The sequence below is a fragment of the Vibrio sp. YIC-376 genome (assembly GCF_052353105.1).
GTDB lineage: Bacteria > Pseudomonadota > Gammaproteobacteria > Enterobacterales > Vibrionaceae > Vibrio.
Genome location: NZ_JBBWFK010000003.1, coordinates 131,111 through 147,045 on the forward strand (window position 1 = coordinate 131,111; position 15,935 = coordinate 147,045).

The 15,935-nt window shown below is 43.0% G+C and carries 14 protein-coding genes and 1 pseudogene; 4 read left to right on the plus strand and 11 right to left on the minus strand.

What is annotated here, in order from left to right; all coding sequences use genetic code 11:
• Positions 1-62: 62 nt before the first annotated feature.
• Together WJM94_RS07640 and WJM94_RS07645 are read right to left on the minus strand one after the other, a co-directional pair.
• Positions 63-866 carry an alpha/beta hydrolase gene (locus tag WJM94_RS07640; protein ID WP_444493652.1) on the minus strand — a complete coding sequence of 268 codons (804 nt, stop codon included), beginning with the start codon at positions 864-866 and terminating at the stop codon, positions 63-65.
• A gap of 30 nt (positions 867-896) precedes the next feature.
• Positions 897-2,399, minus strand: a complete 1,503-nt coding sequence (locus WJM94_RS07645) for a flavin-containing monooxygenase (protein WP_444493653.1) — start codon at positions 2,397-2,399, stop codon at positions 897-899.
• Positions 2,400-2,472: 73 nt separating this feature from the next.
• On the opposite strand from WJM94_RS07645, the gene WJM94_RS07650 reads away from it, so the two are divergent.
• The gene (locus tag WJM94_RS07650) at positions 2,473-3,615 is read left to right on the plus strand and encodes an AraC family transcriptional regulator (RefSeq protein WP_444493654.1); all 1,143 of its coding nucleotides are present in this window, start codon (positions 2,473-2,475) and stop codon (positions 3,613-3,615) included.
• 72 nt (positions 3,616-3,687) lie between these two features.
• Here the strand turns inward: WJM94_RS07650 and WJM94_RS07655 are convergent, their stop codons facing one another.
• From WJM94_RS07655 to WJM94_RS07675, 5 genes and pseudogenes are all read right to left on the minus strand, one after another.
• Positions 3,688-4,824: a hypothetical protein gene (locus WJM94_RS07655; protein ID WP_444493655.1), complete on the minus strand. Its 1,137-nt coding sequence runs from the start codon at positions 4,822-4,824 to the stop codon at positions 3,688-3,690.
• 542 nt (positions 4,825-5,366) lie between these two features.
• Positions 5,367-5,474: pseudogene (locus tag WJM94_RS07660) on the minus strand (phytase); the annotation flags it as partial.
• A gap of 116 nt (positions 5,475-5,590) precedes the next feature.
• Complete coding sequence (locus WJM94_RS07665) at positions 5,591-6,784, minus strand: amino acid aminotransferase (RefSeq protein ID WP_444493656.1); 1,194 nt, start codon at positions 6,782-6,784, stop codon at positions 5,591-5,593.
• Between the two features lie 14 nt (positions 6,785-6,798).
• Entirely contained in the window at positions 6,799-7,416 is a 618-nt protein-coding gene (locus WJM94_RS07670) for a YitT family protein (protein WP_444493657.1), read from the minus strand.
• Between the two features lie 212 nt (positions 7,417-7,628).
• Positions 7,629-8,093 carry an Lrp/AsnC family transcriptional regulator gene (locus tag WJM94_RS07675; RefSeq protein ID WP_444493658.1) on the minus strand — a complete coding sequence of 155 codons (465 nt, stop codon included), beginning with the start codon at positions 8,091-8,093 and terminating at the stop codon, positions 7,629-7,631.
• A 191-nt stretch (positions 8,094-8,284) separates the two neighbouring features.
• On the opposite strand from WJM94_RS07675, the gene WJM94_RS07680 reads away from it, so the two are divergent.
• Entirely contained in the window at positions 8,285-9,679 is a 1,395-nt protein-coding gene (locus WJM94_RS07680) for an amino acid permease (RefSeq protein ID WP_444493659.1), read from the plus strand.
• A gap of 174 nt (positions 9,680-9,853) precedes the next feature.
• Here the strand turns inward: WJM94_RS07680 and WJM94_RS07685 are convergent, their stop codons facing one another.
• Positions 9,854-10,072 carry a hypothetical protein gene (locus WJM94_RS07685; RefSeq protein ID WP_444493660.1) on the minus strand — a complete coding sequence of 73 codons (219 nt, stop codon included), beginning with the start codon at positions 10,070-10,072 and terminating at the stop codon, positions 9,854-9,856.
• Positions 10,073-10,606: 534 nt separating this feature from the next.
• Positions 10,607-11,350, minus strand: coding sequence for a 5'-nucleotidase, lipoprotein e(P4) family (locus WJM94_RS07690; RefSeq protein ID WP_444493661.1), 744 nt, complete (start codon positions 11,348-11,350; stop codon positions 10,607-10,609).
• Between the two features lie 724 nt (positions 11,351-12,074).
• Between WJM94_RS07690 and WJM94_RS07695 the strand changes: the two genes are divergently transcribed.
• Together WJM94_RS07695 and WJM94_RS07700 are read left to right on the plus strand one after the other, a co-directional pair.
• Positions 12,075-12,560 (plus strand): acyl-CoA thioesterase, encoded by a 486-nt coding sequence (locus WJM94_RS07695; protein ID WP_444493662.1) that lies wholly within the window; start codon positions 12,075-12,077, stop codon positions 12,558-12,560.
• Between the two features lie 157 nt (positions 12,561-12,717).
• Positions 12,718-12,963, plus strand: a complete 246-nt coding sequence (locus WJM94_RS07700) for a hypothetical protein (RefSeq protein WP_444493663.1) — start codon at positions 12,718-12,720, stop codon at positions 12,961-12,963.
• 447 nt (positions 12,964-13,410) lie between these two features.
• Here WJM94_RS07700 and malG read toward each other — a convergent pair whose 3' ends face one another.
• Together malG and malF are read right to left on the minus strand one after the other, a co-directional pair.
• Positions 13,411-14,301: a maltose ABC transporter permease MalG gene (malG, locus tag WJM94_RS07705; protein ID WP_444493664.1), complete on the minus strand. Its 891-nt coding sequence runs from the start codon at positions 14,299-14,301 to the stop codon at positions 13,411-13,413.
• 12 nt (positions 14,302-14,313) lie between these two features.
• On the minus strand, positions 14,314-15,888 hold the full coding sequence (gene malF / locus WJM94_RS07710) for a maltose ABC transporter permease MalF (RefSeq protein WP_444493665.1): 1,575 nt from the start codon (positions 15,886-15,888) through the stop codon (positions 14,314-14,316).
• Between the last annotated feature and the right edge of the window lie 47 nt (positions 15,889-15,935).

Sequence of the window (15,935 nt, forward strand, 5' to 3'; positions counted from 1 at the left end):
CCCTCCGCATTTGGGAGGGCATTTTTTATAAGTACGATTCAAAGTCAAAGGTACTATCGACGTCACGCTGCCATGTTTATTTGATCATCAAGCCAGTTGAAAATGGCAGAAGTCACTTGAGATAAATTGCTTCCTCCGATCGTCCAGTGACATACGTCTGATAATTCAACCAGATTGGCCTGTTTCCCATACTTTTTCGCGATAGCACGTTGCACTTTAATAGGCGTAATACGATCTGCCGTGCCTCCAATCACGAGTATTGGACAGCTAACCCGTTTGGCATCAACTCGTGAAAAACCACTCTTGAGCATACCTCCAACTCCAATCTGAAAAGTTACCATACCCGATTCGTAAGACAGCTTCTCCAGAATCTGTTTCTGAACAGAGGCACTTTGTGAGTTGGCAATACCATATCGAACATTGTTCTCTCCAACTTTAGTGACTTTTCGCCACAGAGGAAATATCAGCAAGTTATGCCCAAACGTGCGAATTACCGACCAACTCCAGCCATTAATTCCACCGGGAGCAGCTGATGAGAGCAGAACTAACTTACAGACTGGTACTCTTGAGGCAACGATTTGCGCCAACAAACCGCCCATTGAATGTCCAACTACAATAGGAGCAACATCATACGCCTTTACTTTGGCAACGATGAACTCTACATAGTCTTGCAGGGAAGTCTTTGCAAGCCGATTCTTATCCGCTTGCTGGAAATCGGCCATATTCTTGTGATTCGGCAGGCAAAGCGCATCCACCTCATAACCTTGTGCTTCAAAAGCCTGCTGTAGTTCTGATAGGGTTTTTCCCGTACTCCACATGCCGGGGATGAGCACCACTGGTGGCCTAGTATTATCAGGTCGTTCCATCTTTATATCCTTCGCTTCTGACAAGCAGAGTTACGCTGTCGCTTCACAATCGTGAATCAGTGATTTCTCTTGATTCATTCTAGAAGAGAACTGCAAAACACCATCTTCTATTGGCTCTTCAGTCAGGGCTTTTTTATCTTTTCCATAATGCATGGTCACAACCCAAGGTCCCTCTTTCCCCTGTCTCGGCATTCTCTCTTTTGCTCGCTCCATGTAACCCGGAGCAAAGCCATCAAGCATACTGATACCAGTGCTAGAACCATCATTGTCCACTGCTCGAACAACCGTAAACCCATTCTGATCCATATGCGTGAATAAGTTACATAAATAACGACCACCGATATCTGCTTTTAGCGTCCATGGCGCGTTCGTATAGCCAAAAATCCAACCGTAATTTGGCACCCCCTCAATCATGATCCCTTTATAAATCATTCTATCCGGAACATTGATTGGCTCACCATTAAACAGGAACTCCATTCCTCCCATTAACTGTACGTCTAATCCCGTAGCAGTAACAATCACATCAGCATCCAGGTGCTGCCCTGATTTCAGCATGATGCCTTTTTCCGTAAAGTGATCGATATGATCAGTCACAATATCGGCTTTACCTGAACGTAACGTTTTGAAAAAGTCACCATCCGGAGCTGCACACAAGCGTTGCTCCCACGGATTGTAATTTGGAGTTAAATGGGTCATATCAAAATCAGGGCCGAGTTGCTTGCGCACATGAGACAACAAGACCTTGCGCATCCTGCTTGGCCATTTCCTGCATGCCAGATACATTCCTCGCTGCATCAAAATATTGCGTTTTCTAATTAGGTTAAACACCCATTTTTTTGGAAGGAATCGATTGAGAAGTATCGAAATTTTATCCGTGTTTGGAACCGACATGATGTAGCTTGGCGAGCGTTGAAGCATAGTCACTCCAGCGGCTTTTACCGCCATGCTAGGAAGGAGAGTAATCGCTGTCGCGCCGCTGCCAATCACCACGACTTTCTTACCTGAATAATCAAATTCCTCTGGCCAAAACTGAGGATGAACAATATCACCTTTAAACGATTCTTCCCCTTCAAAGTGAGGTCGATATCCTTTATCAAAATTGTAGTAGCCAGCACAATTGACTAAAAAGGCACAAGTAAATGTTTTCTCTTCACCAGTCGACTCTTCGGTCGCAATCACTGTCCAACGCTGCTTGGCATCAGACCAGTCTGCGCAGGTGATAACCATTCCATATTGCACTTTATCTTCAAAGCCAAACTCTTGAGCAGTTTCGACAACGTATTCCCTGATACTTTTGCCTTCAGCCAAAACTTTATCGGAATACCAAGGTTTAAAATCGAATCCAAAACTCGCCATATCAGAATCAGAACGGATACCGGGATAACGAAACAAGTCCCAGGTACCGCCCATGCGTGCTCTACGTTCAAGTATGGCAAGCGTTTTATCAGGATGTTCTGACGTTAGGTGGCAAGCAGTTCCTATCCCTGAAAGTCCGGCTCCGATGATAATAGTGTCGTAGTGTGCAGCGATCATAACGTTTTCCTTTTTATCGTTATTTTTGACTAAACATTGTTCAATATTTCAGAAAGGGTTGATGACAATATTGATGAATGACGACTATTTTTTGATAAAACGCGACAATGTTATTAAAATGTTAATTCTGTATGTTTCGCTGATAGGTTACGGCGATAAAATAGACGAAATAAGCAAGGGAGACATCGTGCATATTTTAATTAGAGCAACGAACCTTCGCGGGTACGACAAACTGACGCAATCTTTGGGCGGAAATCCACACGACCAACTCTCGAAGTATCACATACCCTCTGAAGATAAGCGCAATGATGATTCGTTTCTTATCTTTCGGAACATGATTGCTCTACTTGAAGATACCGTCGCAGCACTTGATTGTGCAGACTTTGGACTTAGACTCGCGGAGTTTCAAGGCATGGGTATTCTCGGCCCCATTTCGGTCATTGCTCGCAGCTCTGCCACTGTCGGAGATGCGCTTGAAAATATTTCCGACTATCTGCACTGGCATTGTTCCGCTTTAACAACAAAACACATCATTCAAACAGATGGCTCCGAGAGAACGATTAGGTTGGAGTACAGCGTTCAAGGCCGTGGTATCGATTACTCGGTACAGTGCTACGAGCTGGGCTTGGCGAATGCGATGCAGGTGATTAAATTATTATGTGGTCACGACTTTAAGCCCATTTCTGCGCACTTTATGCACACTAGGTTGGGGGCGGAAGACTCATATAAAAAGGTGTTCGGCTGTCCGATTAAGTTCAATCAGGACTGGTGTGGATTTGTCCTTCCTGAATCAGCCTTCTCCAAACCGCTTTCTAGTGAAGATGAACAAACCTGTAAACTGGCGAGGCACTATTTAGATTCGCAGCCAAGTCCTTCTTCACACTCGGTTTCTGATGATGTCAAAAGGCTGATTCGTGGCCTTCTTCCTACTGGCCATTGCAGCAACGAAGCCATCGCCTCACACCTTTCTATGCACAAAAGAACCCTGCAACGAAAACTCGCACAAGAGAGTACAACTTACGAGCAAATCTTAATGAACGAAAGACAAGTTATTGTTCGGAAGTATCTGAAAGATCCGAACCTGAAACTAAGCCAAATTAGCGGGCTATTAGGATATTCTGAACAAGCCACCTTTAATAGAGCCTGCCGGACTTGGTTCGGTGTTACGCCACGGGCTTACCGTGCACAGCTAATAGAAGAAATTGATTTTAATTAAATCGTTGAACACAAGAAGTAAAGTCACCCAACACATTTGTTGAATGACTTGGTATTTATTTTAGCTAAATATCTAATTAGTCTCAGCCTCAGCACTTGCATTCGCGCTAGCCGAAGCTTGAGAACAGTCTAAACCCAGGCTACCACTTCCCACTATCTCCAGTAGGTCCTCAGTTCCAGGTAAATTCTCATAATGAACCATCATACTCATCGTAACGGAAGAACCACCTAAGGCGCTTGCGGAAGAGGTAGCGGCAGCTTGCGCATATGAAGCGATGGATTGAGCGGCATTGGCTATTTGTTGCGCGGCATTAGCCGCAGAGTCAAAATCTGTCACAATAGGTAACGAACCTGACCCTAAAATAGGTAAATCCCATTCAAACGTTAGCTGACCCGCTGCTTGAGCTTCAGCGGATGCTTCTGCCATAGCATAGGCTAACGATGTAGCCATAGCGTCAGCGTATACTTGAGCAAGAGCAGAGGTTTGAACATTAAATACGGTCCCGCTTGCAGCACTCATTTGTGTTGTGAACTCCTCTATATTCGCACCTTGTACGTAAAATGAAGAGCCACTCGAAGAGATACCTCCCCCTACTGCACTTGCAGAAGCAGAACTATCACTATCTGCATTAGCATCAGACTCTGCGCTCGCCGAACTCTCCGTCGAGCCTTCTACCCCGGCAACGGCTGAAGCAATCGCTTCGGTACCAATCTTAACGTCGATCTCTGTTACTACGAGGTCAATATGCTCATCAATGCCTTGGAATACACTCATATAGGCTTGTGCTATCATCTCAGCAGCAGCTTGCGCTTCAGCACTAACATAGGACCAAGCATCCGAATTCCCCTCTGCATTAGATGAAGCCACTTGAGCAAAAAGTGTACCACTTCCCATACTCGCGTTTAGCTCGACCTGATGAACAGCACCATTATTCCCGTGCCTTGTTAGGTCAAGAGACACACCACCGGAATAACTCATGTCTATATAAGACAACGCTTCAGACATCGCGTAAGCTAAAGCATTAGCTGAAACATCGCTATCAGAATCGTTTGCGGTGGCGGATGCTGGAGTCAAACACGTATCCGCACCAAGAATACTATCTGATACCGAAATCGTTGTACTACCATGTGTATTTTCTCCTGGTGGACCAGCCCATGCGCCAGCGCTCAACAGAGAACTTACTAAAACAAAAAGCATTGTCTTATTCATTGTGGCTCTTCCTTGTTTTTTCGTGGTGACTAAAATGGCTCGACATTGAGCCAATTAGATTATCAATTGTTTGTAACAGTATAGTGACCGGTGAACATATGCATCAGATCAAATAGTAATAACAATATGCAACTCGTAGCTTTACAGGCAATTAATCGTGTTGATATGACATTCGAGATAGGAGGTTCGCGTCAAAACTGACAAGGCAAGAACACTAAGAGGAAATTGTCAGAAGTATCAAGTCAAAGTAGTCTTTGGAACGGACGAGGACGACACCTTGTTCAGATTCACCTTTATCTGCAAAAGGTTAATGACACATTAATCAATAAAAAGCTGAGTAGACAACGATAAAGTCGGACCTCAGGAGAGCGGGTGTTCAACTGATTGAGAAAGGTTTTGGGCTCTAAATTTTTAGACTTTTTAATCTAATAGTAATTATTCTTTTTGGCTATATAGTAGTGGCATATTGCTGTTTGAATGGTATGCGAGAACGGCAAGAGAAACTCATTCTCTCCCGTTCATTTTATTCGATCATCAGGCAACTATTCTTCCAACGTGTTAGCGATATCATCCCAGTCGGCAATCTTGAAGTTCTGATTATCATACTCATAACCCGCATCTACATTAAAGCCATCCTGAGCAATGAAATAACCGTTAGGAAATACGTCGCTTCTCTAAGCTGATACCGCGTGGATCCCGTTGCACGTACAAAAAAAAACTAGTGCTCACACTAGGGTTTTATAATGATGCTTAATTTAACTCTTCATTAAACAGCAGCGAATGCTTTCGCTACTCGTTCAACATTCTGCTCGTTTAGTCCCGCAAGACACATACGGCCACTGTTGATTAGATAGATACCGTGTTCCTCACGAAGCTTCTCAACAGTTTCTTGAGAGAAACCGGTGTAGCTGAACATGCCTTTTTGCTTAACTAAGAAGCTAAAGTCTTTTTCAGGACACAGATTGATTAGCTGTTCATGTAGGGTTTCACGCATAGTCAGAATTCGACTACGCATGCCTTCAACTTCGCCAATCCACTGAGCCTTAAGCTCTTGCGTATTCAGAACGTTCGAAACGACGACTGCACCGTGTTTAGCCGGGCTTGAGTAGTTACGACGAACCGTTGCTTTTAGCTGACCAAGAACGCGAGACGCTTCTTCATCGTTGCCACATACTACAGACAGGCCACCAACACGCTCACCATAAAGTGAGAAAGTTTTAGAGAATGAGTTACTTACGAAGCTCACTACTTCTTTTTCTAGCGCAATTTTGCGAATAACGTACGCATCAGGGGCAATACCTTCACCATAACCTTGATAAGCCATGTCAAAGAATGGGATCAGTTTTTGTGCTTTCACAACATCGATCACTGTGTCCCATTGCTCGTCGGTGAGATCTACACCGGTTGGGTTATGACAACAAGGGTGAAGCAAAACGATGCTTTGTTCTTGCAGAGCTTTTAACGCTGATACCATGCCATCAAAATCTAGCATCTTCGTTTCAGGATTAAAGTAAGGGTAAGCACCTACTTCAAACCCAGCGCCAGCAAAAATGGCATTGTGGTTTTCCCAAGTCGGGTTACTTACCCATACTTTCGAATTCGGGAAATAGTTGTGTAGGAAATCTGCGCCGATCATCAACGCGCCAGATCCGCCTAATGACTGAATCGTTGCTACTCGCTTTTCTTCTAATGCCGGGTGATTTTCACCAAACACTAAATCTTGAACCGCTGCACGGTATGGTGCCAGACCTTCCATTGGCAGGTAAATACAAGGCTGACTTTCTTCTTCCGCTAACTGCTTCTGAGATGCCGCAACAGATGGAAGCGTTGGAATTTTGCCATTTTCATCGTAGTACAGGCCGATACTTAGATTCACTTTTTCAGAACGTTCATCTGCCATAAATTTTTCCATTAGAGACAGAATAGGGTCTCCAGCATAGGCTGTTACATGATTAAGCACTGAAATTCTCCTTGTTACTTATTAACTTGATAACGGTCTGCACGGTGATTTAAACCAATAATAAAGTTCAATATAACACCACATAGTATTGATAGAGCCAGTTCGACGTAACCGACAACGGATAGAGACACTAACATAATTGTTATGTCTACGCCCATCAAGAACCAACCCGCTCGTAAACCAATTTTATCTTGCAGGTATAAAGCCAAGATATTGAAGCCACCAAGACTGGCTTTGTGACGGAATAAAATGATAAACCCGGTTCCAAATAGAAAGCCGCCAAAAATAGCACCATAAAGCGGATGTACATCGCTGATTTGTACAAATTGGGATTGAGTATTGGTAATGAACGAGACCAAACCTACCGCTGTAAAAGTCTTAAGACAGAACAGCCAACCCATCCGACGGATAGCCAGATAATAAAATGGCAGGTTGACCAGAAAGAATATGGTGCCAAACTCCAGGTGGAAGTTGTAACTGAGGAAGAGTGATAAACCAGCTGTTCCGCCTGTTACCATACCCACTTGCTTTAAAAACAACACCCCAAATGAAACCAAGCTTGTTCCCATTAAAAGTGCGAACACGTCTTCAAACCATTTATGATCTGTGTTCGTTAACGTCGCATCTGACATTTTCTTAATCCCTTAACTAATACTTCTTTCCAGCAATCGACCTATTGCTGGCACACTCACTTCGCAAACAGATATGCGACATTCGTGCATCATTAATAACACAACGAACACATTGTGCAATTAAAAACTTAAAAATGATTTTTTTGTGCATAAAAAGGCATTTCATTGCACCAAACGTGTAACCTGAGTAACCATTTTGGTGCAATAATTTATTAAGAATGGAGTGTCGTTCCGTACTCTTTGACGCGCTCAAGCACTATAGAAGTTTTGATATGGGAAATGAGTTTGGTGGTAAAAATGCGGTTGATTAAGTCGTTGAGTGTATTCAAATCAGAGACTAAACATTTTATTAAATAATCTGCCTCACCTGTGGTTTTAAATACCTCAACGATAGACACTTCATTATCTATAAAATTCAGAAACTTATTTGTCTTCTCTTCTTCATGATTAAGCAGTTTAACTTCTATCATTGCAATCACTTCTTGCTGTAAAGCATGCGGTGACAAACGGGCATGGTACCCAAGTATCAAATTATTGTTTTCCAGCGTAATTCGCCGACGGGAGCATTGCGAAGCCGAAAGCCCTACAAGTTGACTAAGCTCTTGATTTGTAAGGCGTCCATTCTCTTGCAGTAACCGCAGTATTTTTACGTCGTAATCGTCCAATTCACTAGCCATGTATCGCTTATCTCCTTTTTAGCTGGTCGTGAGTGTAACAACTCCTCGAAATCTCGACTACTTTTCGATTCTAAATTGTCAATATTTCTGTTTGGCATAGGAATTGCCTTTCGGGGTTAAGTTACGTGTTTACTGTCTATTCAGTAGGACTACTTACCGTCAAAGTCGTTATGAATAACGTGGGAAATTTTATGAAAGGACACTCAAATCCCGACAATCTACATCGCGGGTTAAAAAATCGTCACATCCAGCTAATTGCGCTTGGTGGCGCAATTGGAACGGGGTTGTTTCTGGGGATCGCTCAGACGATTCAAAGTGCGGGGCCTTCAGTTCTGTTAGGCTATGCATTAGCAGGATTTATCGCTTTTCTTATCATGCGACAGCTAGGTGAAATGGTGGTAGATGAACCAGTCGCAGGCACATTTAGCCATTTTGCGAACCGATACTGGGGAGATTTTGCCGGTTTCATGTCTGGCTGGAACTACTGGGTTCTGTACATTCTGGTCGGTATGGCAGAGCTAACGGCGGTTGGTATTTATGTTCAATATTGGTGGCCTGAAATTCCGAGCTGGGTATCGGCACTGGTGTTCTTTATCCTGATTAATGCCATCAACTTAACCAATGTGAAAATGTTTGGCGAGGTAGAGTTCTGGTTCTCTTTAATCAAGGTCGCCGCCATTATCTGTATGATCGGATTTGGCATTTATTTGTTAACCACCGACAGTGGAAACCCTGAGTCATCCATCACTAACCTATGGGATCAGGGCGGCTTTATGCCAAACGGAATTTCTGGCCTGACGATGGCAATGGCGGCGATTATGTTCTCGTTTGGTGGTTTAGAGCTTATCGGCATCACAGCTGCTGAAGCAGAAAACCCAGAGAAAAGTATTCCAAAAGCTACGAATCAGGTTATCTACCGTATTTTGATCTTTTACATCGGCTCTTTGGTTGTATTGTTGTCTCTTTATCCTTGGCAGAAAGTAGCTGAAGGAGGGAGCCCGTTTGTCATGATTTTCCATGCTCTTAACAGCGAGTGGGTAGCAAACATTCTGAATATCATCATCTTAACTGCTGCTTTGTCTGTATATAACAGCTGTGTGTACTCAAATAGCCGTATGCTATTTGGTCTGGCAAAACAAAAGAATGCGCCACAAGCATTACTGAACGTGAACAAGCGTGGCGTGCCATTTATTGCGTTGGCAGTTTCTGCTATTTCAACCGGGATGAGTGTCGTGGTTAACTACTTCATGCCTCACGAAGCCTTTGGGTTCCTGATGGCATTGGTAGTTTCTGCGCTGGTTCTGAACTGGGTCATTATCTCTATTACTCATATGAAATTCAGACTGAGCAAAATTAAGCAACGTGAGAAAACCTTATTCCCGTCTTGGGGATATCCGATCACAAACTGGATTTGTCTGGTATTTCTATGTGGGATCCTGGTGGTGATGTATATGACACCGGGCATGCGTTTGTCAGTTTATCTGCTACCTGTCTGGCTAGTAGTAATGGCGGTAGCCTATCAATTCAAGAAACGTTATGTAGCGAAGGTAGAAGAACCTTTGGTCACCGCAGAAACCTCAGTGTAATGTAATTTATACATAACAAAACAAAGCCGCTGGTGCTTAATGGGAGGCAAACAGCGGCTTTCCTTATCTATGCTGAAACGTTATGCTACGACGAAAATGGGTAGTCTAGGTAACCCACCTCATTCCCGCCATACAACTTTTCTCCATGCAATTTGTTAAGCTTAATTTCGTTCGCTAAACGATACGGCAAATCAGGCTTTGCAATATACGAACGGCAAAAGCGACTAAGTCAACATATACTTCTGGTTGCCCTAAACTCTTTATCAGTTGCGTAATTTTTTCTTGCACTTGTTGGCGCTCGACTGACACATCTAACGTGATGATAAACACACCATTTGGCTTCATTTGACTAGAGATTTCACTTAATCCGGTAATCATGCTTTGTGACTGCATCTAGAGAAATTGAACCTCACTGCTAGAAAGTTCCAATTACATCTCAAGGGAAAGGATGGTCATTACACCATCGTTGATTATAACTTTGAAGAATAAACTGTGTTTGTCAGACGAGATAGGGATGCGGTTGCAAGCCAGATACCTTATGTTTCAAGCTAAGAGCATAAAACCGCTGTTCGTGCCTATAGTGGTATTGGAAATACTGGGCTTCATTGTTGATACGTTCTATGTAGAATTCTTTGTTAATAAAGGCGAGATTGCAGTTTATGATCTTATATTTGAAGCTTAGGATACCAATGAGCTTACAGCGGTATCCGCTGGAGACAACAGCGTACTCCGTAACCTAAAACTCACTCCACTTAAGTTTGACCTGGTTAAACGCTACAACGCTGATGTTTTTACTAAATTAGCTTCTAACTTGACAGGGACAACGGGATTGATAACGCTCTTTTAACGAGGTATATGCCCCTCTAAATAAAAGCCAGAAAAAGACTTAGACCACTTCTAAATCTAAGTCTTTGATAAATATGAACCCTACTTTTCGTTCCAACTGTTTAATGCGGACTTCGTCCACGCACCGTAACTCGCGTTTGGCAAAACGAACCAATCGACTCCAAGATGCTGAGCGTTTTTCTCAACAAGCTCGCGGTTATAAGCCGTGTCTTTCTTATTTTTAAATTCACTAGCCAAATCTGGAAGGCTATCTCCAAGTAACATAACGATTTGGTGTTCTTTTGCTATCGTTTGGCGACGAGCTTCCTTCGGCGTTCCATAAAGTAGCACGTGACTTTCTTCGACCTGAGGGAGCCCTAGTGATTTTAACGTCTTGATAGTAGATGGTTTGTTTTCATTATACCGATCAGATACATAGTAAATGTTAAAGCCAGCTTTGTTCGCTTCGTCGATAAAAGCCTTCGAGCCTGGAATCAGTGTTGGATGACCTTTAATTTCCCAATTCGACCATGTATCCCACGTTGTGTAGTCTTCACAATTTTCCATGTCTCTTACCAACAGAGCGGAATTGTCGACTACGGTTTCATCCAGATCTAAAACAATGGCTAAGTCTTGTGGCCTATCTTTTCCTTGTTTAGCGAGTGTATGAAGCCTGTCCGTCGCGAATCGATACGTCTGCAACTGAATTGCCTTAATTTCAGCAGATTGTTGTTGATAACGCAGTGCCATTTCATACCCTTTGGCTCTACAAATATCATCGTTCGCAACAGCCATTGCCGGGCCAGTAGTTAAGACTAACATAGACATGAGTTGATTGATTTTCATAGCACATTTCCTTTGTTAACTATTTGAATGAATTGATACGGTGTAGATAATAGGAACAGCCTTAGATAACTTTCAGAGTCAGTCATCGTTCCTTTCACATACCACGAACGAACATACTGCGAGCTAACAAATAAGTGTTGCTCGACAACGAACAAAAGAGGTGGTTGTGCGACAGATTTAACGCCTAAATAAACAATTTATAGAAACCAAGTTACTCATCGGTGCAAACAAGAGAGTTACGCTAATCACTATTATTTATTTGTTAACCTTAACTCAGGATAAAAATAGAGTGGTGTAAACTTAATCAGTTAGTTATCGAAGGATAGTTATATAGTGGATGTAAAGATAACGACTAATATCCTTAAATTAATTTTCCTGAAAAATGAAATCTAGCGACACAATAAGAAACTTCGTAATAGGATAACCTCTGGTATCGTAAAGTTGCATTCACTCGATTTTATTGAGTGAATGTACTAAGAAACAATGAGGCATTTTTGAGTTGGTGAAGCGGATCCACGGTGTGTGAGCAGCATAACAAATAAGAATAGCAGTCGGTTGCGCACAGCTATTGTTATTTATTAGTGACTTTCGCTACATTAGCAAAGTGTGGATTAGGTGGCTATTCATGAAGAAGTGATACCAATTTTATGGTTGTATAGAATATAAATTTATGGTTTTAATTATCACTTTATGGTTGCATCAACAACTCACAAAAGGATGACAGATGAGCAGTGGTCAAAGAAATATTACTCTTCGTTTTTTAGCAGAGCCTGGCGACGTTAATTTTGGTGGTAAAGTCCACGGCGGTGCCGTGATGAAATGGATCGACTTAGCGGCTTATGCCTGTTCTGCAGCATGGAGTGGTAAGTACTGCATTACCGCGTATGCGGGTGGAATTCGTTTTGTTGCTCCTATTCATGTCGGCAACTTGGTCGAAGTGAGCGCAAAAGTCATTTATACCGGACGCACTTCTATGCACATCGCAATTGATGTACAAGCCAGCGATCCAAAAGAGATGAAAAACCGTTTAACCACTCACTGCATTGTGATCATGGTAGCCGTGGATGAAGAAGGTAAACCAACAGATATTCCGAAATGGATTCCTGAATCGGATGAAGATAAAGCGTTAGAACGCTCTGCTATTACACTTATGAACATGAGGAAAGAAATCGGCGAAGAAATGGAAGCGCACGTGAAATACCTCAAATAACTTTTATCTCTTATCAAAAGGATAACCATCTCTGTTGATGTGTGAAGCAATGTCAAGATTCCGCTATTTGTTTCGCACTCAACTTTAATTGTCATAAATCCTTCACCTTGTTTTGTTTAAATTCCCGCACTAATTTGGCAATAAATGAGTTTGGATCTTGGGACCAGTAAAAACCACCTTAAGTGAAGAGACACTGACCAATTTAAAGGCGGTCGAGTATCAATGGGTTAGAACAATGTATGTCGAGGGTTATAGCGAGACTGAAATTAACCATTATATTCAGAAGTGCTTTGGTGGTGATGTTACATTCGCAAATCTATTTCGTCGTGTCGCACTTAAGCAGGAGAGCTTATACACGCTACTCCAATACCTTGGATGTGCCCCTTCCAGTCGTGAGTTTTAAGTCTGCTTTTCTCTTCTTAGTCGTTTAGAAAATCACCCCTAGCTATTTATGTGAAGTGCTACGCACAGCATTTCTACGCAACTATGTAATCCATTACAAAATCGCTAAGCTTGGCCTGCTCACCAATAAGTAGGCTAAATCTATCGCTTCAACTCAATGTCGTGTGCATAACACTCCTCGGTCTGGCGAAAGCTCCTATGAAAGCTTGATCGACTAGGTACAGATATAAAAAAACCTGAGCTTAAGCTCAGGTTATGGTTACAAGAAACTGTTAGTTATTGAATCGTAAGGAACTAAGCTAACAGCCAGCTATGCGTAACGCCAATATAAGCACGATATTACTGATCGGCGGCCAAACCAAAAGTGTAATATCAATGCCAAGTGTAAGGGCGACCATGTGGTCGCCCTTTTCTAGTTATTCTTTTCAATCTCAAAGACCAATTGAGATTATCCTTTCACACCACCAGCGGTTAGACCACCAACCAACCAGCGCTGCGCTAGTAAGAATACTGCAGTGATTGGAACTGCCGAAAGTACAGCAGCAGCCGCAAAGTCACCCCACAAGTAGTTTTGTGGGTATAGGTATTGCTGCATGCCTACTGCAAGAGTGTAAGAGTTTACATCAGAAAGCAGGAGTGATGCTACAGGAACTTCACCGATCACCATGATGAACGACAGGATAAATACTACCGCCAAGATTGGCACAGACAATGGTAGCAGTACCAAACGGAACGCTTGCCAAGGTGTAGCACCGTCCAGTGCCGCCGCTTCTTCCAGAGACGAATCGATACTTTCAAAGTAACCTTTGATTGTCCATACGTGCAGTGCGATACCACCCAAGTAAGCGAAGATCAAACCACCGTGAGTGTTCAAACCCAGGAACGGAATGTACTGACCAAGCTTATCGAACAGAGCGTAAAGGGCAACCAGTGCCAACACTGCTGGGAACATTTGGAAGATCATCATCGCTTTAAGGATGGTGTTCTTACCCTTGAACTTCATACGAGCAAACGCGTAAGCAGAGGTCGTCGATAGCGCTACAATCAGGATTGCAGAGATACCACCCACTTTGACAGAGTTCCATAACCATGTCATCACCGGGAATGGAGGCGGTGTTACGCTGCCGTCTGCGTTCGTAATTGAGAAACCTAGAGCCAGCTTCCAGTGATCCAATGTTGGGTTATCTGGAATCAGGCTACCTGTTGCAAAGTTACCTTCACGGAATGAAATCGCGATGATCATCAGCAAAGGGAAAATAATTAGTGCTAAGAATGCCCACATTGCGATATGAGTAGCCCAAACACGATACTTTAATGACTGACCTTGTACCATTGCCATTGTAATGTCTCCTTAGTCTTGAGCTACTTTAGTTACACGTAGGTTTAGTAGTGCCAACGCGCCAACCAATAGGAAGATAAGTGTTGCTACAGCACTTGCCAGACCAAAGTCTTGACCACCAGCACCTTCAAACGCGATTCGGTAGGTGTAGCTTACCAATAGGTCGGTGTAACCTGCAGGTTCAGATGTACCAATCATGTTTGGACCACCGCCTGTCAACAACTGGATTAGAACGAAGTTGTTGAAGTTAAACGCAAAGCTTGCAATCAATAGCGGAGTCAACGGCTTAAGCATCATTGGCATGGTAATGCGCGTAAAGTTAGAGACGAAGTTTGCACCGTCAATAGCAGACGCCTCGTAAAGGTCATCCGGAATCGCTTTAAGCAGACCCATACATAGAATCATCATGTAAGGAAAACCTAGCCATGTGTTTACAATCAAGATCATGGTTTTCGCCAAGAATGGGTCAGAGAACCAAGCAGGGCTGATACCAAACAGACCTTGAAGCAACATGTTAATCTCACCAAAGCTTTGGTTAAACAAACCTTTAAAGATCAGGATAGAGATAAACGCTGGTACCGCATAAGGCAGGATCAGAAGTAGACGGTAAACAGAGCGGCCTTTTAACTCTTCCCACTGAACCACACTCGCAAGAACTAATCCGATGATTAGCGTGAACAATACTGTGAGTGCTGAGAAAACAATTGTCCAGATGAAGATGCTGATAAACGGTTCTTTGATACCATCGTCTTTCCAAACACGTTCAAAGTTGTGCGAGCCAATACCCACCACGAAACCCGGAGACACTGTGCTACCAACAAACTGACCATTGTCATCTACTGGCTGGTAGTAACCTGTTTCCATATTAGGGCGAAGTGTTTCTTCGGTGCGGTTGTCAAATAGCGTCTCACCATCTTCTTGAAGCGTGTACAGAGGAACGACTGCTGCAAACTTACGCAAACCGCTCATGCGGATGTCATCACCATTTGGCAGGTGAAGATCGACACTGCTTAGCGCATCGCGATTACCAACAATTGTTTTGATTTGTTCTTTTTCACCAGTCGCTTCCTGGATTGGTGTAAGATCTAAATCCGTTGCAGAAAAACCTTGCAGCTGGAAAGTTGGAGTAGCAAGTAACTCACCATCTTTCTCAACTACAATTTGATGCCCCTCATCAGTCTTGTATAGAGTGAACGGGTAGCTATCACCGCTTTGATACGTTCTGTCCAAAAGTACAGTTTGAGCACGCTCAAAGGAGAGCTGGTTTTTCGCACTGTAGTTAGTAAATGCCAAGCCTACCGTATACGCCAACGGGAATAGAATGAATAAGATCATCCCTGCGATACCAGGATAAATATAACGGTGAGCGTAAGTCTTTTTACTACCAAAAATGTACAGAGCTAAAGCGGTAAGAATGATCGTAAGTAGTGCAAACGCAATCTCTCCGCGCGAATACATAAGAATTGTTGCGTAACCATTAATAATGCCGACTGTGCCTAAAAGCGCCCATTTGATAAACACTTTTTTGCTGCTCGGAAGATTGGCTGCTGGTGCTGTCATAGCTTTTGTACCTTGAACTGACTGCATAGGGAACCTGCTAGCGAATATAGAATAAATATAGAAAAGTAAGGAGG

Excerpts from the sequence above, each read along its gene's own strand:
- WJM94_RS07680 (WP_444493659.1), top strand. The coding sequence starts at position 8,285 with ATGAAAGGACACTCAAATCCCGACAATCTACATCGCGGGTTAAAAAAT.
- WJM94_RS07655 (WP_444493655.1), bottom strand. The coding sequence starts at position 4,824 with ATGAATAAGACAATGCTTTTTGTTTTAGTAAGTTCTCTGTTGAGCGCT.
- WJM94_RS07695 (WP_444493662.1), top strand. The coding sequence starts at position 12,075 with ATGAGCAGTGGTCAAAGAAATATTACTCTTCGTTTTTTAGCAGAGCCT.
- malF (WP_444493665.1), bottom strand. The coding sequence starts at position 15,888 with ATGCAGTCAGTTCAAGGTACAAAAGCTATGACAGCACCAGCAGCCAAT.
- WJM94_RS07675 (WP_444493658.1), bottom strand. The coding sequence starts at position 8,093 with ATGGCTAGTGAATTGGACGATTACGACGTAAAAATACTGCGGTTACTG.
- WJM94_RS07640 (WP_444493652.1), bottom strand. The coding sequence starts at position 866 with ATGGAACGACCTGATAATACTAGGCCACCAGTGGTGCTCATCCCCGGC.
- WJM94_RS07650 (WP_444493654.1), top strand. The coding sequence starts at position 2,473 with ATGAATGACGACTATTTTTTGATAAAACGCGACAATGTTATTAAAATG.
- WJM94_RS07645 (WP_444493653.1), bottom strand. The coding sequence starts at position 2,399 with ATGATCGCTGCACACTACGACACTATTATCATCGGAGCCGGACTTTCA.
- malG (WP_444493664.1), bottom strand. The coding sequence starts at position 14,301 with ATGGCAATGGTACAAGGTCAGTCATTAAAGTATCGTGTTTGGGCTACT.
- WJM94_RS07670 (WP_444493657.1), bottom strand. The coding sequence starts at position 7,416 with ATGTCAGATGCGACGTTAACGAACACAGATCATAAATGGTTTGAAGAC.
- WJM94_RS07690 (WP_444493661.1), bottom strand. The coding sequence starts at position 11,350 with ATGAAAATCAATCAACTCATGTCTATGTTAGTCTTAACTACTGGCCCG.
- WJM94_RS07685 (WP_444493660.1), bottom strand. The coding sequence starts at position 10,072 with ATGCAGTCACAAAGCATGATTACCGGATTAAGTGAAATCTCTAGTCAA.